This is a genomic window from Sedimentitalea nanhaiensis DSM 24252, assembly GCF_000473225.1.
Taxonomy (GTDB): Bacteria; Pseudomonadota; Alphaproteobacteria; order Rhodobacterales; family Rhodobacteraceae; genus Sedimentitalea; species Sedimentitalea nanhaiensis.
Genome location: NZ_KI421509.1, coordinates 3,203,576 through 3,223,119, shown reverse-complemented (window position 1 = coordinate 3,223,119; position 19,544 = coordinate 3,203,576). Strand labels below are relative to the sequence as shown.

The 19,544-nt window shown below is 62.9% G+C and carries 23 protein-coding genes; 18 read left to right on the top strand and 5 right to left on the bottom strand.

All coding sequences use genetic code 11. The features are described from left to right. Nucleotides 1-36 precede the first annotated feature (36 nt). The 15 genes from NANH_RS0117675 to NANH_RS0117605 all read left to right on the top strand — a co-directional run bounded on the left by NANH_RS0117675 (nucleotide 37) and on the right by NANH_RS0117605 (nucleotide 11,945). Nucleotides 37-1,791, top strand: a complete 1,755-nt coding sequence (locus NANH_RS0117675) for a nitrite reductase (RefSeq protein WP_027263257.1) — start codon at nucleotides 37-39, stop codon at nucleotides 1,789-1,791. Between the two features lie 77 nt (nucleotides 1,792-1,868). Then, nucleotides 1,869-2,654, top strand: a complete 786-nt coding sequence (cobA, locus tag NANH_RS0117670) for a uroporphyrinogen-III C-methyltransferase (RefSeq protein WP_027263256.1) — start codon at nucleotides 1,869-1,871, stop codon at nucleotides 2,652-2,654. Further along, nucleotides 2,620-2,955, top strand: a complete 336-nt coding sequence (locus tag NANH_RS0117665; protein WP_074920510.1) for a c-type cytochrome — start codon at nucleotides 2,620-2,622, stop codon at nucleotides 2,953-2,955. The genes cobA and NANH_RS0117665 overlap by 35 nt, the downstream gene beginning before the upstream one ends. Then, the gene (locus tag NANH_RS0117660) at nucleotides 2,952-4,094 is read left to right on the top strand and encodes a cytochrome D1 domain-containing protein (RefSeq protein ID WP_027263254.1); all 1,143 of its coding nucleotides are present in this window, start codon (nucleotides 2,952-2,954) and stop codon (nucleotides 4,092-4,094) included. The genes NANH_RS0117665 and NANH_RS0117660 overlap by 4 nt, the downstream gene beginning before the upstream one ends. A 3-nt stretch (nucleotides 4,095-4,097) precedes the next feature. Continuing rightward, a complete protein-coding gene (ahbB, locus tag NANH_RS0117655; RefSeq protein ID WP_027263253.1) occupies nucleotides 4,098-5,090 on the top strand; it encodes a siroheme decarboxylase subunit beta in 993 nt (330 codons plus the stop codon). Beyond that, nucleotides 5,087-5,536, top strand: coding sequence for an Lrp/AsnC family transcriptional regulator (locus tag NANH_RS0117650; RefSeq protein ID WP_027263252.1), 450 nt, complete (start codon nucleotides 5,087-5,089; stop codon nucleotides 5,534-5,536). The genes ahbB (NANH_RS0117655) and NANH_RS0117650 overlap by 4 nt, the downstream gene beginning before the upstream one ends. Then, nucleotides 5,533-6,021: a siroheme decarboxylase subunit beta gene (gene ahbB / locus NANH_RS0117645; protein WP_027263251.1), complete on the top strand. Its 489-nt coding sequence runs from the start codon at nucleotides 5,533-5,535 to the stop codon at nucleotides 6,019-6,021. The genes NANH_RS0117650 and ahbB (NANH_RS0117645) overlap by 4 nt, the downstream gene beginning before the upstream one ends. Before the next feature lie 4 nt (nucleotides 6,022-6,025). Next, the gene (gene nirJ / locus NANH_RS0117640) at nucleotides 6,026-7,246 is read left to right on the top strand and encodes a heme d1 biosynthesis radical SAM protein NirJ (RefSeq protein WP_027263250.1); all 1,221 of its coding nucleotides are present in this window, start codon (nucleotides 6,026-6,028) and stop codon (nucleotides 7,244-7,246) included. Next, entirely contained in the window at nucleotides 7,218-8,765 is a 1,548-nt protein-coding gene (locus NANH_RS0117635; RefSeq protein WP_027263249.1) for a nitrite reductase, read from the top strand. Before nirJ ends, NANH_RS0117635 begins: the two co-directional genes overlap by 29 nt. Beyond that, nucleotides 8,722-9,471, top strand: a complete 750-nt coding sequence (locus tag NANH_RS26530) for a CbiX/SirB N-terminal domain-containing protein (RefSeq protein WP_051372499.1) — start codon at nucleotides 8,722-8,724, stop codon at nucleotides 9,469-9,471. Before NANH_RS0117635 ends, NANH_RS26530 begins: the two co-directional genes overlap by 44 nt. Further along, the gene (locus NANH_RS0117625) at nucleotides 9,468-9,704 is read left to right on the top strand and encodes a hypothetical protein (RefSeq protein WP_027263248.1); all 237 of its coding nucleotides are present in this window, start codon (nucleotides 9,468-9,470) and stop codon (nucleotides 9,702-9,704) included. Before NANH_RS26530 ends, NANH_RS0117625 begins: the two co-directional genes overlap by 4 nt. A 282-nt stretch (nucleotides 9,705-9,986) precedes the next feature. Continuing rightward, nucleotides 9,987-10,193 (top strand): cold-shock protein, encoded by a 207-nt coding sequence (locus NANH_RS0117620; RefSeq protein WP_027263247.1) that lies wholly within the window; start codon nucleotides 9,987-9,989, stop codon nucleotides 10,191-10,193. 114 nt (nucleotides 10,194-10,307) lie between these two features. Beyond that, nucleotides 10,308-10,658 carry a DUF3147 family protein gene (locus tag NANH_RS0117615; protein ID WP_027263246.1) on the top strand — a complete coding sequence of 117 codons (351 nt, stop codon included), beginning with the start codon at nucleotides 10,308-10,310 and terminating at the stop codon, nucleotides 10,656-10,658. Between the two features lie 139 nt (nucleotides 10,659-10,797). After that, nucleotides 10,798-11,352, top strand: coding sequence for a L,D-transpeptidase (locus NANH_RS0117610; protein WP_027263245.1), 555 nt, complete (start codon nucleotides 10,798-10,800; stop codon nucleotides 11,350-11,352). Between the two features lie 62 nt (nucleotides 11,353-11,414). Next, nucleotides 11,415-11,945 (top strand): DUF4329 domain-containing protein, encoded by a 531-nt coding sequence (locus tag NANH_RS0117605; protein WP_051372498.1) that lies wholly within the window; start codon nucleotides 11,415-11,417, stop codon nucleotides 11,943-11,945. A 22-nt stretch (nucleotides 11,946-11,967) separates the two neighbouring features. On the opposite strand, the gene NANH_RS0117600 is transcribed toward NANH_RS0117605, so the two are convergent. Then, nucleotides 11,968-12,585 carry an SOS response-associated peptidase gene (locus tag NANH_RS0117600; RefSeq protein WP_027263243.1) on the bottom strand — a complete coding sequence of 206 codons (618 nt, stop codon included), beginning with the start codon at nucleotides 12,583-12,585 and terminating at the stop codon, nucleotides 11,968-11,970. A 3-nt stretch (nucleotides 12,586-12,588) separates the two neighbouring features. Beyond that, complete coding sequence (locus tag NANH_RS0117595; protein ID WP_027263242.1) at nucleotides 12,589-13,257, bottom strand: arylesterase; 669 nt, start codon at nucleotides 13,255-13,257, stop codon at nucleotides 12,589-12,591. Between the two features lie 27 nt (nucleotides 13,258-13,284). On the opposite strand from NANH_RS0117595, the gene NANH_RS0117590 reads away from it, so the two are divergent. Both NANH_RS0117590 and NANH_RS0117585 read left to right on the top strand, forming a co-directional pair. After that, nucleotides 13,285-13,980: an ABC transporter ATP-binding protein gene (locus NANH_RS0117590; protein WP_027263241.1), complete on the top strand. Its 696-nt coding sequence runs from the start codon at nucleotides 13,285-13,287 to the stop codon at nucleotides 13,978-13,980. Further along, nucleotides 13,977-16,505, top strand: coding sequence for an ABC transporter permease (locus NANH_RS0117585; RefSeq protein ID WP_027263240.1), 2,529 nt, complete (start codon nucleotides 13,977-13,979; stop codon nucleotides 16,503-16,505). The genes NANH_RS0117590 and NANH_RS0117585 overlap by 4 nt, the downstream gene beginning before the upstream one ends. Here the strand turns inward: NANH_RS0117585 and NANH_RS0117580 are convergent, their stop codons facing one another. After that, a complete protein-coding gene (locus NANH_RS0117580; protein WP_027263239.1) occupies nucleotides 16,506-16,952 on the bottom strand; it encodes an RrF2 family transcriptional regulator in 447 nt (148 codons plus the stop codon). Between the two features lie 93 nt (nucleotides 16,953-17,045). Between NANH_RS0117580 and NANH_RS26525 the strand changes: the two genes are divergently transcribed. Beyond that, the gene (locus NANH_RS26525) at nucleotides 17,046-17,621 is read left to right on the top strand and encodes a gamma-glutamylcyclotransferase family protein (RefSeq protein WP_036050006.1); all 576 of its coding nucleotides are present in this window, start codon (nucleotides 17,046-17,048) and stop codon (nucleotides 17,619-17,621) included. 39 nt (nucleotides 17,622-17,660) lie between these two features. On the opposite strand, the gene gltX is transcribed toward NANH_RS26525, so the two are convergent. Continuing rightward, complete coding sequence (gene gltX, locus NANH_RS0117570; protein WP_027263238.1) at nucleotides 17,661-18,989, bottom strand: glutamate--tRNA ligase; 1,329 nt, start codon at nucleotides 18,987-18,989, stop codon at nucleotides 17,661-17,663. Nucleotides 18,990-19,051: 62 nt separating this feature from the next. Continuing rightward, a complete protein-coding gene (locus NANH_RS0117565; RefSeq protein ID WP_027263237.1) occupies nucleotides 19,052-19,480 on the bottom strand; it encodes a DUF1801 domain-containing protein in 429 nt (142 codons plus the stop codon). Nucleotides 19,481-19,544 lie beyond the last annotated feature (64 nt).

Genomic DNA, 19,544 nt, shown 5'->3' with positions numbered 1-19,544 from the left:
CTTCGCGCTGCCTCACCAGCGAACGGAGTATTCGTAATGAAATCCACAACAGCCATCCGGCGTGCCACGCTTATGACAAGCGCGGCGGTCGCTTTGGGTCTTGCCGTCAGCGGTGCATCCGCTCAGGACAAGCCAAAGGACCATGCCGACAGCGCCGCTGACATGTATGTCCCCTCAATGACCACACTCGGCGAGATCCAGGTCGAAATCCCCGGACGCAAACCTGACGATCCGGTCCTGACCGACGAAGAGTTCCAGCGTGCCACCAAGATCTATTTCGAGCGTTGCGCCGGTTGCCACGGCGTGTTGCGCAAGGGTGCGACGGGCAAGGCCCTGACCCCCGACATCACCCGCGAAAAGGGTTTTGAATACCTGCGCGACTTTATCACCTATGGCTCGCCTGCCGGCATGCCCAACTGGGGGACTTCGGGCGACATGACCGAGGCGGACGTCGACATGATGGCCCGCTACGTGTTGCTGGAACCGCCTGCGCCGCCCGAATTCGGGATGGACGACATGCGCGCCACCTGGAAAGTGCATGTCGCGCCCGAAGACCGCCCGACTGAAAAGATGAACGACTGGGACATCGACAACCTGTTCTCGGTCACGCTGCGCGACTCGGGTGAAATTGCCCTGATCGACGGGGCCTCCTACGAGATCAAGAAAATTCTCAAGACCGGGTATGCGGTACATATCAGCCGGATTTCCGCTTCGGGCCGCTATCTCTTCGTGATCGGCCGCGATGCCAAGGTCAACATGATCGACCTGTGGATGGAAAGCCCCGACACTGTGGCCGAAATCAAGATCGGGGCCGAAGCCCGGTCGGTCGAGACCAGCAAGTTTGAAGGCTACGAGGACAAGTACGCCATCGCCGGGGCCTATTGGCCGCCGCAATTCGTGATCATGGACGGCGATACGCTGGAACCGTTGCGGATCAAGTCGACCCGTGGCATGACCTATGACGAACAGACCTATCACCCTGAACCGCGCGTCGCGGCGATCCTCGGATCGCACTACAAGCCCGAGTTCCTGGTCAACGTCAAGGAAACCGGCAAGATCATGATGGTGGACTACTCCGACATCGAGGCCTTGAAGATCACCGAGATCAATGCCGAGCGCTTCTTGCACGATGGCGGTCTGGACAGCACCCAGCGGTACTTCCTGACGGCAGCCAACGCACGTGGCAAAGTGGCGGTAGTCGACACCAAGGAAAGCAAGCTTGTAGCGGTGGTCGAAACCGAAGGCCAAACGCCGCACCCGGGCCGCGGTGCCAACATCGACCACCCGACCTATGGGCCGGTCTGGGCGACATCGCATCTTGGGGATGACACCGTGGCGCTGATCGGGACCGACCCCGAAGGTCACCCCGAAAATGCCTGGAAAATGGTGCAGCAGCTCTATGGTCTGGGTGGCGGGTCGCTGTTCGTCAAGACCCACCCGGAGTCAGAGCATCTCTATGTCGATGCAACCCTGAACCCGGATGCTGAAACCTCTGGCTCGGTCGCCGTGTTCAAGGTCGCCGATCTCGTGGAGGAAGAACCCGAATTCACGGTTCTGCCGATCGTCGAATGGGCCGGTATCGCCGAAGGGCAACCACGCGTCGTTCAGGGCGAATTCAATCAGGCCGGCGACGAGATCTGGTTCTCGGTCTGGAACGCCAAGGACCTGGAATCGGCCATCGTCATCGTCGATGACAAGACGCTGGAGCTGAAACACGTGATCAAGGACCCGCGCCTGATCACGCCGACCGGCAAGTTCAACGTCTACAACACCCGCGCCGACGTTTATTGATCAGCGCCGTCCGGGGGCCGCACGTCGGTCCCCGGGCCTTTCCCGAATTCATGCAGCCACGATCCAGGAGCCAGCATATGACCCCGACGGGCAAGGTATATTTGATCGGCGCGGGCCCCGGCGATGCCGAACTGCTGACGCTGCGCGCATTGCGCATGCTGCAAGAGGCCGATGCGGTGGTCTATGACCGGCTGGTGTCCACCGAAATTCTCGAACTATCGCCTGCTGGCGCGCGGATGATCGCGGTCGGCAAGGCCCCGAAATGCCACACCGTCCCGCAACACCGCATCAATGAAATCCTCGCTGAACTGGCCGCCGAGGGTCTGACCGTGGCCCGATTGAAAGGCGGCGATCCGCTGATCTTTGGTCGCGGTTCGGAAGAGGCTGCCTATCTCGTGCAGCGCGGTATCGCGGTCGAATACGCCCCTGGCATCACTGCCGCGCAGGGCATGGCGGCCGCCACCGGCGTGCCTCTGACCCATCGCGGTCTGGCCACCGGCGTGCGCTATGTGACCGGTCACCGCGCTGCCGATCAGCGACTGGATCTGGATTGGGCCAGCCTAGCCGATCCCGATACCACGCTGGTGGTCTATATGGGGGCGGCCAATATCCCGGAAATCGCCCTGAATTTGATGCGCGAAGGCATGCCCGCCGGCCTGCCCGTGCTGGCGATCTGTGCTGCGACGACGCCGCAGGAACGACGGTTCGTGTCCCGGCTTGGCCAGATCGGTGTCGATATCCGGACCATGCCGATGCCAGCCCCGGTGCTGTTCGTCATCGGGCATGTGGTATCGCTCTATGCTGCCCGACCGGGAGAAATCAGACATCATGCAGAGCACGCGGCGGTCGCGGCTGGTGAATAGGGTCCTGTTTTACCTGGCGATGAGCGGTGCCGCCGCAGCGGGCGAGACCGCTGCGGTTGATGCGCCGGCATTGGAACGGCTGGTTCGCCAGGATTGCGGATCGTGCCACGGTCTGACGCTGAAAGGCGGGCTGGGTCCGGATATCCGCCCGGACGCATTGGCGCATTACGACGCCGACACCCTGTCGGCGGTGATTCTGGACGGTGTCCCAGGCACCCCGATGCCACCTTGGCGCCCCTTGCTGACTCAGCCCGAGGTCGATTGGATCGTGACCTATCTTTTGAATGGAGACACACGATGAAACGGTTTGTTCTGGCGGCAATGGCCAGCCTTACCCTGTGGGTGCCCGCGCTCGCACAGTCGACCGGCGATCTGGGTCTGGTTGTGGAACGGGCCAGCGGCTCGTTGTTGGTGGTCGATCAATCCGAACGCGCCCGCATCGGGCGGATCACCGGGCTGGGCGATTTGTCCCATGCCTCGCTGGTTTATTCTCCGGATGAACGGTTCGCCTATGTGTTCGGTCGCGATGGCGGTCTGACCAAGGTCGATATTCTGGAACAGTCCATCGTAAAGCGGGTGATGCAGGCGGGAAACTCCATTGGCGGTGCGATTTCAGACGATGGGCTCTATGTCGCGGTCTCCAACTATGAGCCCGGTGGCGTGCGGGTGTTTGACGCCGAAACCCTGGATCTGGTTGCCGATATTCCAACCGGGTCCAAGACCATCGGGCTGGTGGACGTTCCCGGAACCCGGTTTGTGTTTTCCCTGTGGGACACGGGCGAGACATGGATCGCGGATCTGTCCGGCGCAACGCCGCAGATCACCAGGATCGCCGGTATGGGCGCCAACCCCTATGACGCGCTGGTCACGCCGGACGGGCGCACCTATATCGCCGGCCTGTTCGGTGATGATCGTCTGACCGCGCTGGACCTGTGGCAGGATCCGCCAACACCGCAACCGATCCTGCAGGGCTATGCCGCCGACCGCGAAGGATTGCCGGTCTATAAGATGCCCCATCTGGAAGGCTGGGCCCTGGCGGGCGGCGAATTCGTTCTGCCAGCCGTCGGACAGCACGAGGTCCTGTGGGTCGATGCCCGCAGCCTGCGCGAAACCGGACGAACCGCGACCCACGGTCAGCCGGTGTTTGCCATCGCGCGCCCAGACGGGCGGCATGTCTGGGTCAATTTTGCGCATCCCGACAACGATACGATTCAGGTCATCGACACGATGACCAAACAGGTCGTCCACGAATTCAAACCCGGCCCCGGCGTGTTGCACATGGAATTCACGCCCCGCGGGCACGAGGTCTGGCTGTCGGTACGCGACGCGGGCAAGGTGATGGTTTATGACACCGAGACATTTGAAAAACTGCGCGAGATCGATGCCGAAAGCCCCTCGGGCATCTTTTTCACCGCCCGGGCGCACAGGACGGGGTTATAGACCATGGAAGGCGTAAACGACCCGCTTGATCAGGCCCTTCTGGACGACTGGCAGCGCAATTTTCCGATCACGCCGCAGCCCTTTGCAGAACTGGCGTGCAGCCTTGGGCTAAGTGAAAATGAAGTGATCGCGCGCCTGCAACGGCAAGTGGACAATGCCCGCGTCACCCGCGTCGGAGCCACCTGTGCGCCCAATATTATCTCGGCCAGCACCTTGGCGGCGGTGGCCGCACCCGAAAGCCGCATAGAAGAGGTCGCCGCCGTCATCGGCGCGCAGCCCGGTGTCAACCATTCGTATCTGCGAGAAAACGACTGGAACCTGTGGTTCGTCGCAACCGGTCCCGACCGGGCGCATGTGGATGCCACGCTGGCCCAAATCGCCGCGCAGACCGGGTTGCGTGTGCTGGATCTGCGACTGGTGCGGGCGTTCAATGTCGATCTGGGGTTTGCACTGCGCGGCAAAACGACGGTCTGGAAGCCGGGCCGTACGGTGGACGCCGCAGCCTTTCAACCGGGCGACCGCGCGATCCTGCAGATGTTGATGAAGGGACTGCCGCTGGTGCCACGCCCCTATCGGGTTGTGGCCCAATCCCTTGACCTTGATGAACAGTCGGTTCTGGATCGGGTGCGGGTGCTCACCGGGGCGGGGATCATCGCCCGGCTGGGCATCATCGTGCGACACCGCGCGCTTGGCTGGCGCTCGAATGCGATGGTGGTCTGGGACATGACGCACGCGCAAATCACGCGGGCGGGTCCAATCCTGGCCGCCCAGCCAGGTATCACCCTGTGTTACGAACGAACACCGGTGCCTGGGGTCTGGCCCTATCGGTTGTATTCGATGATTCATTCGCGCAGCCGCGTTGATGCAATGGCAACATTGACACAGGTGTGCACTCTGCCCGAATTTGCCGAGGTGCCGCATCTGCCGCTGTTCTCGCTACACTGTTTCAAACAGACCGGTGCCATGGTGGCCGCGCCGGAAAAGGAAATCGCATGACGCTGGACGATACAGATCGCCGCATCTTGAACCGGCTGCAGGATGGTTTTCCGATCACCCCGCGCCCTTTTCACGATGTGGCCGCAGAACTGGGCATCGCTGAACCGGACTTGCTCTCCCGCCTTGAGGCGATGAAATCCGCCCGCATCATGACGCGGTTCGGACCGTTCTTTGACGCCGCGGCCATGGGCGGGGCCTTCTGCCTGTGTGCCATGGCGGTGCCCGAGGCTCGATTTGATGCGGTGGCCGAGCAGGTCAACGCCCGCCCTGAAGTGGCGCATAACTATCAGCGCACGCATCGCCTGAACATGTGGTTCGTCCTGGCGACGGAAACCCCTGACGAGATCCAGCAGGTGGCCGATCAGATAACCCAGGACACCGGGATCAAGGTGTTGTGCTTTCCCAAGTTACAGGAATTCTTCATCGGTTTTCGGGTGGCAGCATGAGCATCGACGCCATCGACCGCCGCATCATCGAGGCCACGCAGGCGGGACTGCCGCTGGTGCCGCATCCCTATGCTCATGTGGCGCGGGGGCTGGATCTGACCGAAGAAGACCTGTGCGCCCGCATGCGCACCCTGCAGGACAGCGGCGTGATCCGGCGAATCGCTCTGGCTCCGAACCATTACAAGCTGGGCATGACCGCCAATGGCATGTCGGTCTGGGACGTGGCCGACGACCGTCTCGCGGACCTGGGCCAGCAAGTCGGCAACCTGGCCTTTGTCAGCCATTGCTACGAACGCCCCCGCGCGCTGCCGGACTGGCCCTATAACCTGTTTGCCATGTTGCATGGAACCTCGCGCGACGAGGTCGAAGACCTGCGCGCGCAGGTGGCCGGGCTGCTGGGAGAAGCCTGTCGCGGACATGATATCCTGTATTCCACCCGTATTCTGAAAAAGACCGGGCTGCGTCTGCGCAGCCAGAAAGGCTGACCGAATGTTTCGCATGTCCGAATACATGCACCAATTGGTGCACCCAACTCCTGTCAAGATCCGACGTGGCAGTGGCGGCGTAAAGCCGGTTGTGATCTGGAATCTCACCCGACGGTGCAATCTGCGCTGCCGGCATTGTTACACGGTCTCGGCCGATGTTCATTTTCCCGGCGAGCTGACACATGAACAAGCGATGGCCAATGTGCAGGACATGGCCGATTTTGGCATCCACGCCCTGATCCTGTCGGGGGGCGAGCCCCTGGACCGGTTCGACTTTTTCGACATTGCGCGTGCCGCGCGTCCGCATACGCGGATGCTGGCCCTGTCCACCAATGGCACCAAGATCCATGGCGAGAATGCCGACAAGGTGGAACAGATCGGCTTCGACTATGTCGGGATCTCGATCGACGGGATCGGCGCGACAAATGATTGGTTCCGGGGCGTCGACGGTGCCTTTGACGATGCGGTCCGCGGGGTGCGCGAATGCAAGCGGCGCGGCATCAAAGTAGGTCTGCGTTTTACCCTGACGCGCGACAATGCGGAGCAACTGCCCGATCTGCTCAAGCTGTGCGATGACGAGGGCGTGGACAAGTTCTATCTGTCACACCTGGTCTATGCCGGGCGCGGCGACAAGAACCGGGGCGAAGACGCGGTGCATGACCACACCCGCGCCGCATTGGACCTGCTGATCGAGCGCGCCTGGCGCAATGCAAGCGACGGCCATCCGCTGGACATCGTCACCGGCAACAACGATGCCGACGCGGTTTACATGATGCGGTGGGCGCGGGACCGGTTCGATGAGGCGCGGCTGAGCAACCTGCGCGACCATCTGCAGGCCTGGGGTGGCAATTCGTCGGGGCTGGGCGTGGCCAATATCGACCCGCAAGGCAATGTGCATCCCGATACCTATTGGTCCGACTACACCGTGGGCAGTATCAAGCACACCCCGTTTTCGCGACTTTGGACCGGCACCGACCCGATGCTGGCGCAGCTGCGCCGCCGTCCGCGGCCGCTCAAGGGGCGCTGCGGGGCCTGTGCCCATCAGTCGATCTGCGGCGGCAACACCCGCATCCGCGCCCTGCAACTGACCGGTGATCCCTGGGCCGAAGATCCGGCCTGTTACCTGTCCAACGCCGAAATCGGTGTCGCAGATACCGATGACCGCCTGACCGTCACGCCATTTCGGGGAAAACGCCATGATCCGGCGCATGATTTCAGCCTCTAGCCTGCTGTTTCTGGCCTCTTTCGCGATGGCGGACCCGGCGCGGGACTACGCCGACAATTGTGCTGCCTGTCATGGCGAAACCCGTCTTGGCGGGACCGGTCCGGCGCTGATTCCGCAAACCCTCAAACGGATGCGGGGGCCAAATCTGGAAAAGGTCATCACCCATGGCCGTACCGCGACCCAAATGCCGGCATTCGCCGAGACATTGACGGCGCAGGCGATCGCCGATCTGGCCGCGTATCTGCAAACGCCGCTGGACACCGCACCGGAGTGGGGCGCGGACCGGATCGCCGAAACGCTGTGGCTGGACCCTGACTATGTGCCTGCAACATCCCCGGCTTTCGACGCCGATCCGATGAACATCACGCTGGTGGTCGAAACCGGCGATCATCATATCAGCGTGCTGGACGGCGACACATTCGAGGTTCTGGACCGGTTCGAGACCCCTTTTGCCGTGCATGGCGGACCCAAGTTTTCGCCTGACGGGCGTTTTGTCTTTATCATGTCCCGCGATGGCTGGGTGCAAAAATACGACATCTGGTCCCTGCATCAGGTCGGTCGCATCCGTGCCGGGCTGAACAGCCGCAACATCGCCATCAGCCGCGATGGGTTGCATCTGGCGGTGGCAAACTATCTGCCGATGACCCTGACCCTGCTGTCCACAGCCGACCTAAGCGTCGAAAAGGTAATGCCGGTGATCTCGAAATCCGGGGTCCACAGCCGGGTGTCTGCGGTCTATCAGGCCCCCCAACGGGACAGCTTTATCCTGGCGCTCAAGGACGCCCCGGAAATCTGGGAGGTTGCCACCGATCCAAACGCGGAACCGGTTTACGAAGGGTTCGTACACAGCCGCGAAAAGAACATGATCGAGGCGATCCCCTCATCCCAGGGGCTTTTCGCGCGCCGCCGGATCGAGATCGCCGAGCCGCTGGACGATTTCTTTTTCACCGACGACTATCGCCACCTGATCGGGGCGGCGCGCGATGGCGCCCGCGGCGTGGTGGTGAACCTGAATGTCGGTCGCGAAATTGCGGAATTGCCGCTCCCCGGCATGCCGCATCTGGGCAGCGGGATCAGTTGGGAAAAAGACGGTCGCCGGATCATGGCCACCCCGCATCTGAAAGAGGGCAAGCTGTCGGTGATCAATACCGAGGACTGGTCGATCCTGCAGACCATCGACACCAAGGGGCCGGGTTTTTTCCTGCGCAGTCACGAAAATTCGCCGTATTTCTGGTCGGACGTGTTCTTCGGACCAAATAAGGACCTGATGCATGTGATCGACAAACAGAGCCTGGAAATCGTCAAGACGCTGCAGCCGGAGCCCGGCGCAACCGTGGCGCATGTGGAATTCACCCGCGATGGGCGCTATGCACTGGTGTCGATCTGGGAGGACGACGGCGCGGTGATCGTCTATGACGCCGCCACGCTGGAAGAGCTTCGCCGCCTGCCGATGCGCAAACCGTCGGGAAAGTACAATGTCTGGAACAAGATCACATTTTCGGAGGGCACAAGCCATTAATCGCCGCGCCATCATCGTCAGCCATGGTCAGCCCTCCGATCCAGCCCCGGCCGAGGCGGCCCTGGCCGAGCTGACCGCCCACGTCGCCGCCTTGATGCCGGGCTGGTCCTTGTCCAGCGCCACGCTGGCGGCGTCGGGCGCACTGGACGCCGCAGCCGAGGCGGCGGGGACCGGCGCGCTGATCTATCCGCTGTTCATGACCGACGGCTGGTTCACCCAAACCACTCTGCCCAAGCGGCTGAAAGGACGAAACGTCAGGATTCTGCCGCCGCTGGGGACCGACCCGACGCTGCCGGATCTGGCATGCAACTGGCTGGCTGCGGAATTGCAAAACCGTGGCTGGCAGATGCGGGATACCTGCCTGATCGTCGCCTCGCACGGATCGGGCAAAAGCCGCAATTCGGCCCGCGACACGGAACGGTTTGTAACGGCTCTGGCCGAGCGGACCGGTTTCGCCGACATCCGCACCGGCTATATCGAAGAACCGCCTTTTCTGGGCGACGTTGTGTTCGACACCGGGTCCCGGGCAATCTGTATGCCGTTCTTTGCCGCCGGCGGCGGCCATGTCGTGGAAGATATCCCCGAAGCGCTGGATCTCGCCGATTTTGAGGGGGTGCGCCTGCCGCCGATCGGCATCCACCCGCAGGTGCCGCGCCTGATCGCGGCGGCGTTGCTTTCAGAGGCAAAACAGGTGAACGCGGCATGACCACGACCGAAAGCCCCTCGTTCGGCAGGCTCTATGCGCTGCTGTATGTCTTTACCACCGGGGCCGTCGCGATCAATCTGTTCATGCTTGGCCTGATGGCTCAGGCCATTGGTCTGCCCGCCTTGTCCCCGGTTGCGGCATTGCTGCTCAGCATCCCCTTGGGGCTCCCCGCCAACTGGCTGGTGACGCGTTGGGTACGCCGCCTGATCGACGAGGCGGAAGGCCGCAGATAGGGCGGTCCGCTTTTCACAATGACCCTTTGCAACAGGCGTTTGGACGCCCGTCTGGCATGGCGCGCAGCCGGGAAAAGGGCTGCCACTGGCACTTTTCTGCCAGTTGCTCCGACACACAAGATTTATCTTGCCTAGAATCAGCCAACCTGCCATACGGCACATCGCTAACGGTACTCTTTTTCGACCCACTGTCTCCTTTCACGGCGCTCAGTCTTCGATCCAGACCAACCACGCCGGGCTGTCGCACTTCCGCGGACAGCGACTACTACAGGAGACACGGATATGGCCACTGGCACCGTGAAATGGTTTAACTCAACCAAAGGCTTCGGCTTCATTGCACCCGATGGCGGCAGCAAGGACGTTTTCGTCCACATCTCTGCTGTTGAGCGCGCAGGCCTGACCGGTCTGGCCGACAACCAGAAAGTCACGTTCGACATCGAAGCAGGCCGTGACGGCCGCGAGAGCGCGACCAACCTGGCTCTGGCCTAAGGTCCAGGCTTCGGCCTGACAGGAATGCGAAGGCGGGCAATTTGCCCGCCTTCTTTGCGTTTGGGTCCCGTGTTCGCAATTGCATGACCCAGTTCTACGCAGCAAACTGCGCCCATGGGTTATTTTCTGTTCAAGGCGCTGTTATCCGGCGCGATCATTGCTCTCGTTTCCGAGGTCGCCAGGCGCCAGCCGGTATTCGGCGCCCTGATTGCCTCGTTACCGTTGATTTCAGTGCTGGGCATGATCTGGCTTTGGCGCGACAAACCAGACGCCGTGAACATGGCGCACCATTCCGCCGCGACCTTCTGGTACGTGCTGCCATCGCTGCCCATGTTTCTGCTGATCCCGGCGCTGTTGAGTCGGGGGTGCACATTCTGGGCCGCGCTCGGACTGGGATGTCTGCTGACCGTTGTACTGTATCTCTGCGTGGTCTGGATGGCCGGACATTTCGGATTTGACCTCTGATAGGTCGATTTTTCGGCGTTTTCCTGTGCCTTTACCGCCGCAACCGCGATCACATCACGCTGAACTGCGCCGCCACGGCATTGACCCACCGTCCACATCAAAGAAAAATGGCGCTGTTCCTATCCTAGCGAGACCGGTCATGATCACACGCCGTACATTCCTTGCCTCGACCGCCGCTGCGGCCTTTGTACCGCGCGGCACACAGGCCCAGGCCCCCGATTTCGATCCCACCCCGCAATACGTCCGGATCAAAAAGGACTTTCTGCCCGGGCAGATGCTGATCCTGCCTCGGTCTTACTATCTGTATTTCGTGACCGAACCGCGCAAGGCGATTCGCTATGGTGTCGGCGTCGGCAAGGCCGGGCTGGAGTTCACCGGCACAGCGGTAATCCAGGTCAAGAAGGAATGGCCAACCTGGCGCCCGACCGACGAGATGATCGAACGGGACCCCCGATCCTATGCCCGTTTCAAGGACAACGACTATGTGCAACCGGGTGGGCCGGACAACCCGCTGGGCGCAAGGGCGCTGTACCTGTTTCAGAATGGCGTCGACACCTATTTCCGCATCCATGGAACGACCCAGCCGCAAACCATCGGACAATCGGCCTCGAACGGCTGTATCCGCATGCTGAACGCGCATGTCACGGATTTGTACGAACGTGTCCCGATCGGTACCGTGGTCACGGTTCTTTGACGCCTCTACGCAATTGCGCGAAGACATCCCGCACCGTGTCCACGACCGGCTGAGCGGACGCGATGCTTGCCGCCCTGACCCTGATCGCGCTGTCGCTGTTGCTGCACGGTCCCACGGCCACCTTGCCGCCTCAGTCGGAACATGCCGCCGCGCTACAATGGCTGGCCCGCGCACAGCGGCTGTCCTTTGCGACCGACCGCGAATATTGTGGCTATTTGGGCCGCACCGCGGAGGGCGAGATCGGTTTCACCCAGATGCAACGCGGCGGTCACGATGGCTGTACCCCGCTTCTGCCCGACACCGGGCTTAAACTGATTGCGTCGATGCACACACATGGGGCCTATGATCCGGACGTTCCTGCCGAGTTCCCGACCGCGTTGGACATTGCCAGCGACGCCCGAGAAGGTGTCAACGGATATATCTCGACCCCAGGCGGGCGGCTCTGGTATGTCGATGGGACCGCGCAGGTGGCCATTCAGCTATGCGGTCTGGGCTGCATGCCGCAGGACCCGGCCTTTCACGCCGGCGATGACGGGCCGATCCGCATGACGTACAGCCGGGCGCAATTGTTGCGACTAGAGGCGTCGCACTGAATTCGCGGCCCGGGCTTCACCGTCACGGCCCGCTCCAATCGACATCCTTTGCCATTTCGACCTGCAAACGCCCTTCCGGCCAGGGCACCATCACGCCGGTCAGAGCGTCTGGTGCCCCCCGCAACCAACGCATCACGTCGCCGGGCGCCAGGATCACGGCCATGCGGTCGTGGACATCACGCACATCCGCCGAGGGCGCACAGGTGACCGTCGCCAGCTGCGGCACCTTCTGACCGCCCGGGGCGGTCCAGACATCGGTGATCGCGGCAAACAGCAGCAGCCCACCTTGGCGCGGACGAATGCGCCAGGCGGTCTTGCGGCGGGTCTTGCCGGTCCATTCGTACCAACCGCTGACCGGCATGACCGCGCGCCCCACACCGGCAAATGCGGATTTTTGAAACAGGGTCTCAGAGCGGGCATTCACAATCGTCTCCATCACCGGACGACCGCGCGCATTCACCCGCCCCACCGGGATCATACCCCAGCGCATCCGCGTCAGCCCATCGCCTGTCAAGGCGATCACCTGTTGCCCCGGTGCAATGTTGTGGCGCGACGGTTCGTCGGCCATCGGATCGGACGACACCCCCAATGCCGCGGCGATGGCCGCAGGTGGATCAGTCAGGAACACCCGACCCGGCATCGGTCAATTGCCCGCTCGGGCCAGTGCGACAAGCTGCAACACGCTGGGCCCCAGTGCCTCGACAATGCGCCGGACACCTTCGGGGTTGGGATGGATTCCATCCGCCTGCATAAAGGCGCGCATTTCAGATGGGTCTGCATCCTCTCCGGCGATACCGGTAAAAAAACTGTCGGCATAGAGCGTTCCGTAAGTTTCGGAAAGCTCGGGATAGATTGCATCGAACGCGATCTTGTATTCAGGACCATAGTTGCCCGGCGCCTGCATCCCGACCAGAAGAACGGGTACATCCGCCACCTGTGCCGCTGCCAGAATCGTTTCAAGGTTCGCCCGGCTCACTTTCGGGTCCAGGCCGCGCAACAGATCGTTGCCCCCCAGCGCGACGATCATACCGTCCACATCCGGCGTCAGGGTCCAGTCCACGCGCGCCGCCCCGCCTGCCGTGGTGTCACCCGACACGCCCGCGTTGACAAGGACAACCTCGGCCCCCTGCGCGCGCAGCCAGCCCTGCAGCTGCGGCACAAAGCCGTCCTGCTGGACAAGGCCATATCCTTGGGTCAGGCTGTCCCCCAACGCGGCGATCGTCACTGGCTCGGCAGCCGCCGCAAATCCGCACAAAGAAAAGGCAAATGCCGCCAAGACCTTGCGCATTTCGCTCATCGCTCCATATGCCATCAAATACACCTCTGAAATGTAGGGCCCATGACCGACCCAATCCTTTCCCTCAAAGATGCCTCTTTGTCGCTGAATGGCAATGCCGGCCCTGTCGATATCCTGCATTCGATCACACTGGATGTGGCCCGGGGCGAAACGCTTGGCCTGATCGGCCCATCCGGATCCGGCAAATCCTCGCTGCTGATGCTGATGGGGGGGCTGGAACAGGCCACGGGCGGTTCGATCACGGCGCTGGGGCATGACCTGACCGCAATGGGCGAAGACGCGCTGGCGCGGTTCCGCCGCGATCACATGGGGGTGGTGTTTCAGTCGTTTCATCTGATCCCGACCATGACCGCACTGGAAAACGTCGCAACGCCGCTGGAACTGTCCGGTGCCCGCGACGCCTTTGAACGCGCTGCCGCCGAGCTGGAAACCGTGGGTCTGTCCAACCGGGCCAATCACTATCCGGCGCAGATGTCGGGTGGCGAACAGCAGCGCGTGGCGCTGGCGCGCGCCTCGGCCCCGCGCCCGCATATCCTGTTGGCAGATGAACCCACCGGCAATCTGGACGAAGCCAATGGCGCCGCGATCATGGATCTGTTGTTTGGTCTGCGTGATCGCCATGGCGCGACTCTGGTGCTGGTCACCCATTCGCATGAGCTTGCGGCGCGCTGCGACCGGATAATCCGGTTGCGTGACGGCCATATAGCCCCCGAAACGGCCCGGAAAGCCGCCGAATGAGCCTGCGATTAGCGGCCAGATTTGCCCGGCGCGAACTGCGTGGCGGCTTGCACGGGTTTCGCATTTTTCTGGCCTGCCTGACGCTGGGCGTTGCCGCTATCGCTGCGGTAGGATCGGTCCGCTCCGGCATCGAGGCCGGGCTCGCCCGCGAAGGCGCGTCGCTGCTGGGGGGCGACGCCGAAATGCGGTTCACCTATCGCTTTGCCTCGGACGCCGAACGGATCTGGATGCGCGACACCGCCACCGAACTCTCCGAGGTGGTCGATTTCCGCTCGATGGCCGTCGTCGATCGCGACGGGACCACCGAACGGGTGCTGACCCAGGTCAAAGCCGTCGATGCGGCCTATCCGCTGGTTGGCACACCGCGGCTGGATCCAGAAATACCGCTGGAACAGGCGCTGGCGGGCGAAAACGGCCTGCCCGGCGGTGTGATGGCCCGCGTTCTGATCGACCGCCTCGGCCTCGTCCCCGGTGACAGCTTTCGGCTGGGCACGCAGGATTTCGTATTGATGGCGGCGCTGGTGCACGAACCGGACGGCGCGGCGGATGGCTATGGTCTGGGCCCCCGCACTCTGGTGGCCACCGATGGCCTGCAAAAGTCGGGTCTGTTGGCACCGGGGACCTTGTTCGACACCAAGTACCGTATGATCCTGCCCCCCGGCAGCGACCTGGACCGTCTGGCCATCGAGGCGCGCGCGCGGTTCGATGGCACCGGAATGCGGTGGACCGATGCCCGCAACGGCGCGCCGGGCGTGGCCAGTTTCGTGCAACGGCTCGGGTCATTCCTGGTTCTGGTCGGCCTGTCCGGGCTGGCGGTCGGCGGGGTGGGCGTGTCCGCTGCCGTGCGGGCGTATCTGGCAGCCAAGACCGGCGTCATCGCCACCCTTCGCACCCTGGGGGCGGATCGCGCCACGATCTTCCAGACCTATTTCCTGCAAATCGGCATCCTGTCGCTCGTCGGCATTGCCATGGGTGTGGTTCTGGGCGCGCTGGTGCCGGTGCTGCTGGCACCGCTGATCGAGTCCCGCCTGCCAATTCCGGCGGCGTTTGCAGTCTATCCCGCCCCGCTTGCCGAAGCCGCGATCTATGGGCTGCTGACGGCGCTGATCTTTACACTTTGGCCGCTGGCCCGCACCGAAGAGGTGCGCGCCGCAACCCTGTTTCGCGATGCGCTGGACAGCGCCCGCCTGCTGCCACCCTGGCGGTATCTGCTGGCCATCCTGATTGGCCTCGCCGCGCTGGTCGGTCTGGCCGCATGGTTCAGCGGCACGGCGCGGCTGACCCTGTGGACCACGGGCGGTCTGGCGTTTGCCCTGGTGCTGCTGACGGTCTCGGCCATGGCCATTCGCACGCTGGCCCGCCGCAGCGGCATTGCCGCGCGGGGCCACCCGGCGCTGCGATGGGCGCTTTCCGCGATCTCGGGCCCGCGTGAAGGCGCGGCTTCGGTGGTGCTGTCGCTCGGATTGGGCCTGTCGGTGCTGGCCGCAGTCGGGCAGATCGACGGCAACATGCGCAACGCGATATCCGGCAATCTGCCCGACATTGCGCCGTCCTATTTCTTTGTCGATATTCAAAAGGACCAGATCGACGGTTTCACCAAACGCCTGACCCATGACCCGACCGTTAGCCGGGTGGAAACTGCGCCGATGCTGCGTGGCGTTGTCACGCGGATCAATGGCAAACCGGCACGCGAGGTCGCGGGTGACCACTGGGTCGTGCGCGGCGACCGGGGCCTGACCTATGCCACCGAATTGCCCGAAACCACCCGTCTGGTCGCCGGAACCTGGTGGGGGCCGGATTATGACGGTCCGCCCCAGATCAGCTTTGCCGCCGCAGAGGCCGCCGAGATGGGCCTGTCCCTTGGAGATACTCTGACCGTCAACATCCTGGGCCGGGACATCACCGCCACCATCACCAGCTTTCGCGAGGTCGATTTCTCGACCGCCGGGCTGGGGTTTGTGCTGACAATGAACCCCTCGGCGCTGTCGGCTGCGCCGCACAGCTTTATCTCGACGGTCTATGCCGAAGAGACGGCCGAAGCAGAAATTTTGCGCGATCTGGCCACCGCCTATCCCAACATCACAGCGATCCGGGTCCGCGATGCAATCGACCGGGTGTCCGGGGTTCTGGCCGGAATCGCCGCCGCCACATCTTATGGCGCCGCCGCGACCCTGTTGACCGGATTTCTGGTGCTGATCGGTGCTGCGGCGGCGGGCGAGCAGGCCCGCACCTACGAAGCAGCGGTCCTGAAAACGCTCGGGGCATCGCGCCGCCGCATCCTGAGCAGCTTTGCCCTGCGCGCCGCCATCCTGGGTGCCGCTGCCGGGATCGTCGCCCTGGCCGCGGGTATTGCAGGCGGCTGGGCGGTCAGCCGGTTTGTCATGGAGACCGGTTTTACCGTGATCTGGCCCTCGGCTCTGGGCATCGTGACCGGCGGGGTCGTGGCAACTCTGCTGGCCGGGCTGGGGTTTGCCTGGCGCCCGCTGGCCGCCCGCCCCGCACAGGTTTTGCGCGGTCGCGAATGATCAGCGCGGACAGGATGCCGGCTGGAGGATCTTGATCAGGTCAAAATTGTCACAGACCAGCGAGTCCAGCGAAATCGCATCCAGCGACGCATAGAACGCCTGTGCCGCGTCGGTCAGCGCCACGCGCAGACGACAGGCCGACACCAGCGGACAGGTGTTATCCGCATCCGCGAAGCATTCTGCGATCGGCAGCCCGCCCTCGACATCGCGAAAGACATCCCCGATGCGGATATCGGCGGCCGGGCGGCCCAGACTCATGCCGCCGTTCCGCCCTCTCTGGGTGCTGAGATAGTTCAGCTGGCTCAATTGATTGATGACCTGCGCAAGGTGATTCTCGGAAATGTTGCAACATTGCGCAATCTCGGCCTTGGTCACCAACCGGCCACCATTGGTGGCGCAATACATCAGCAACCGAACCGCGATATTTGTCCGCTTGGTGATTCGCATGGGATCGCTCCTCGCATAGCCCTGATTGAAGTTTGTCGCATATCGCTGCAAAAGTTGGTTTGACTTACATCAATAAGACAATGGTGCACCCGGATGACAACAGATCCCTATTTCTTTGGATATGGCAGCCTGGTGAACCGTACCACGCATGATTTTGCCAATCCGCAACCGGCGCAGTTGTCCGGCTGGTGTCGGGCATGGCGGCACACCGATCTGCGCTCGGTCGCGTTTCTGACGGCCATTCCCGCGCCCGGATGCGTCATCGATGGCATGATTGCCCATGTCCCTGACGGAGACTGGCTGGCGCTGGACAAACGTGAATGGGCCTATGATCGGGTGCCCGCCAACGGCTCAGTCGACCATGCACTGGGCGACGGGATCGACGTGGCGGTCTATGCGGTCCCCGAGGATCGGCACACGCAGCCGACCGACCGCTATCCGATCCTGCTCAGCTATATCGACGTCGTGGTTCAGGGGTATCTGCACGAATTCGGCCCGGATGGTGCGGAACGCTTCTTTGAAACCACACAGGGATGGGAGACGCCTGTGCTCAACGACCGCGCGGAACCGCGCTATCCGCGCCATCGGCAACTGTCACCGAGCGAAACCGCATTTGTCGACGACCGGCTGTCCGGGGTTGGCGTGCGGACCGTGATGCCCACGTCCTGACCGGCCACCCCGCCGGGACCCGCACCGGATGCGCCCGCCTCAGGCGCGGGCGCGCACCACCTGTAACAGCGGCATCAGGGCGGCCATCTCTGGCCCACGTTCGCGCCCTGTGACAGCCTTGCGCAGCGGCATGAACAGGCCTTTGCCCTTGCGCCCGGTTGCGTCTTTGACCGCGGCCGTCCAGGTGCTCCATGTGTCGACGTCAAACGGGCCATCGGGCAGCAGACCCATCGCCTCGGCGATAAACGCTCGGTCCTCATCCGCGATCAGCGGATCGGCCCCGTCGCGGCACAACTCCCACCAGCCTCGCAGATCGGCCAGCGTTGTAATGTTGTCGCGCGCCATCAGCCAGAAGGGTTCGGCCAGATCGTCAGGCACACCCAGTGCCGCCACGTGATCGCGCACAGCCGACAGCGGCAGCCCCTGCAGATAATGCGCGGTCAGAGGGAACAGATCTTCGACATCGAACTTGGTGGGCGCACTGCCAAACCGGGTGATGTCGAACCCGTCGATCAACTCGCTCATCTCTGTGCGCAGCTCGACCGGATCCGAAGACCCCAACCGCGCCATCAGGCTGAGCAGCGCCATCGGCTGCACGCCGCGTTCGCGCAGGTCGCGCAGGGCCAGCACCCCCAGTCGCTTGCTCAGGGCTTCGCCCTGCGGCCCGGTCAGCAGCGAATGATGGGCAAATTGCGGCACCGTTCCGCCCAGCGCCCTGATGATCTGAATCTGCGTCGCCGTGTTGGTGACATGATCCGACCCACGCACAACGTTGGTCACCCCCATTTCCGTGTCATCCACCACCGAGGCCAGCGTATACAGCACCTGCCCGTCGGCCTTGATCAGCACCGGGTCGCTGACGCTGGCGGCGTCTATCGAAATGTCGCCCAGGATCCCGTCGGGCCATTCGATCCGCTCGTGATCCAGCTTGAACCGCCATACACCCTGCCCGCGTTCGGCCCGCAGCGCATCCTTTTCGGCCTCGCTGAGCGCCAGCGCGGCGCGGTCATAGACCGGCGGCTTGCCCATGTTCAGTTGCTTCTTCTTGCGCTTCAGATCCAGTTCCGTGGGGGTCTCGAAAGCCTCGTAGAACCGCCCCATTTCACGCAGACGGTCGGCGGCCTCGGCATACCGGTCCAGCCTTTGCGACTGTCGCTCGACCCGGTCCCAATGCAGACCCAACCATTCCAGATCCCGCTTGATCGCGTCGACGTATTCTTCTTTCGACCGCTCGGGATCGGTATCGTCGATGCGCAGGATAAAGGTTCCGCCGGCCTTGCGGGCGATCAGATAGTTCATCAGCGCCGTGCGCAGGTTTCCGATATGGATGTAACCGGTGGGCGAAGGGGCAAAGCGGGTGGTGGTCATGGCTGTCTCCTGTTGCGCGATCTGTTGTCACAGGGCCGCGCCTTTGTCCAGCGACCCGCAGTTCAGACCGGATGAACAGGCCACCTTTGGTCCAGATCGTCCAGCCCGGCACGGATCAGTCTGGCCAGAACCCCCAAGTCGATATCGGCCAGCTTGGCCACATACAGGCAGGACTTGCCGATGCGGTGTTTGCCCAGCCGGTCCAGAATTGAACTGAAATCCGTGTACCCAGGCAGGATATAAATCGAAAATGCCGCCTTGCGCGGTGCGAACCCGGTGGCCAGCAAGTCCCCCTGCCGCACGCTGTCATAGACATAGCAGTACCGCCCATAGCCGATGATCGACGCGCCCCACATGCGTGGGGCAAAGCCGGAAACCTCCTGAAAAAGCCGATCCAACCGGCGCGCATCCTCTGCCTTGTGCGCGGGCAGAACAGTGCTCAGAAACGCCTCTACATCGGCATTGTTCTGTTGGGTCTTGTTCCGGGTCATGCCTTTCAGCCTATCACAGAGTGCGCGCACGGACAGGAACCTCGCAAATTTGTCAGTCGCCCAC

What these genes read in the sequence shown, in the direction of transcription:
- NANH_RS0117665 (WP_074920510.1), top strand. Translation starts at nt 2,620, where the DNA reads ATGCAGAGCACGCGGCGGTCGCGGCTGGTGAATAGGGTCCTGTTTTAC.
- NANH_RS0117610 (WP_027263245.1), top strand. Translation starts at nt 10,798, where the DNA reads ATGATCACACGCCGTACATTCCTTGCCTCGACCGCCGCTGCGGCCTTT.
- NANH_RS0117625 (WP_027263248.1), top strand. Translation starts at nt 9,468, where the DNA reads ATGACCACGACCGAAAGCCCCTCGTTCGGCAGGCTCTATGCGCTGCTG.
- NANH_RS0117605 (WP_051372498.1), top strand. Translation starts at nt 11,415, where the DNA reads ATGCTTGCCGCCCTGACCCTGATCGCGCTGTCGCTGTTGCTGCACGGT.
- gltX (WP_027263238.1), bottom strand. Translation starts at nt 18,989, where the DNA reads ATGACCACCACCCGCTTTGCCCCTTCGCCCACCGGTTACATCCATATC.
- NANH_RS0117650 (WP_027263252.1), top strand. Translation starts at nt 5,087, where the DNA reads ATGACGCTGGACGATACAGATCGCCGCATCTTGAACCGGCTGCAGGAT.
- nirJ (WP_027263250.1), top strand. Translation starts at nt 6,026, where the DNA reads ATGTTTCGCATGTCCGAATACATGCACCAATTGGTGCACCCAACTCCT.
- ahbB (WP_027263251.1), top strand. Translation starts at nt 5,533, where the DNA reads ATGAGCATCGACGCCATCGACCGCCGCATCATCGAGGCCACGCAGGCG.
- NANH_RS26530 (WP_051372499.1), top strand. Translation starts at nt 8,722, where the DNA reads ATGTCTGGAACAAGATCACATTTTCGGAGGGCACAAGCCATTAATCGC.
- NANH_RS0117615 (WP_027263246.1), top strand. Translation starts at nt 10,308, where the DNA reads ATGGGTTATTTTCTGTTCAAGGCGCTGTTATCCGGCGCGATCATTGCT.
- NANH_RS0117635 (WP_027263249.1), top strand. Translation starts at nt 7,218, where the DNA reads ATGATCCGGCGCATGATTTCAGCCTCTAGCCTGCTGTTTCTGGCCTCT.
- NANH_RS0117580 (WP_027263239.1), bottom strand. Translation starts at nt 16,952, where the DNA reads ATGCGAATCACCAAGCGGACAAATATCGCGGTTCGGTTGCTGATGTAT.
- NANH_RS0117590 (WP_027263241.1), top strand. Translation starts at nt 13,285, where the DNA reads ATGACCGACCCAATCCTTTCCCTCAAAGATGCCTCTTTGTCGCTGAAT.
- ahbB (WP_027263253.1), top strand. Translation starts at nt 4,098, where the DNA reads ATGGAAGGCGTAAACGACCCGCTTGATCAGGCCCTTCTGGACGACTGG.
- NANH_RS26525 (WP_036050006.1), top strand. Translation starts at nt 17,046, where the DNA reads ATGACAACAGATCCCTATTTCTTTGGATATGGCAGCCTGGTGAACCGT.
- NANH_RS0117675 (WP_027263257.1), top strand. Translation starts at nt 37, where the DNA reads ATGAAATCCACAACAGCCATCCGGCGTGCCACGCTTATGACAAGCGCG.
- NANH_RS0117600 (WP_027263243.1), bottom strand. Translation starts at nt 12,585, where the DNA reads ATGCCGGGTCGGGTGTTCCTGACTGATCCACCTGCGGCCATCGCCGCG.
- NANH_RS0117620 (WP_027263247.1), top strand. Translation starts at nt 9,987, where the DNA reads ATGGCCACTGGCACCGTGAAATGGTTTAACTCAACCAAAGGCTTCGGC.
- NANH_RS0117585 (WP_027263240.1), top strand. Translation starts at nt 13,977, where the DNA reads ATGAGCCTGCGATTAGCGGCCAGATTTGCCCGGCGCGAACTGCGTGGC.
- NANH_RS0117565 (WP_027263237.1), bottom strand. Translation starts at nt 19,480, where the DNA reads ATGACCCGGAACAAGACCCAACAGAACAATGCCGATGTAGAGGCGTTT.
- cobA (WP_027263256.1), top strand. Translation starts at nt 1,869, where the DNA reads ATGACCCCGACGGGCAAGGTATATTTGATCGGCGCGGGCCCCGGCGAT.
- NANH_RS0117660 (WP_027263254.1), top strand. Translation starts at nt 2,952, where the DNA reads ATGAAACGGTTTGTTCTGGCGGCAATGGCCAGCCTTACCCTGTGGGTG.
- NANH_RS0117595 (WP_027263242.1), bottom strand. Translation starts at nt 13,257, where the DNA reads ATGGCATATGGAGCGATGAGCGAAATGCGCAAGGTCTTGGCGGCATTT.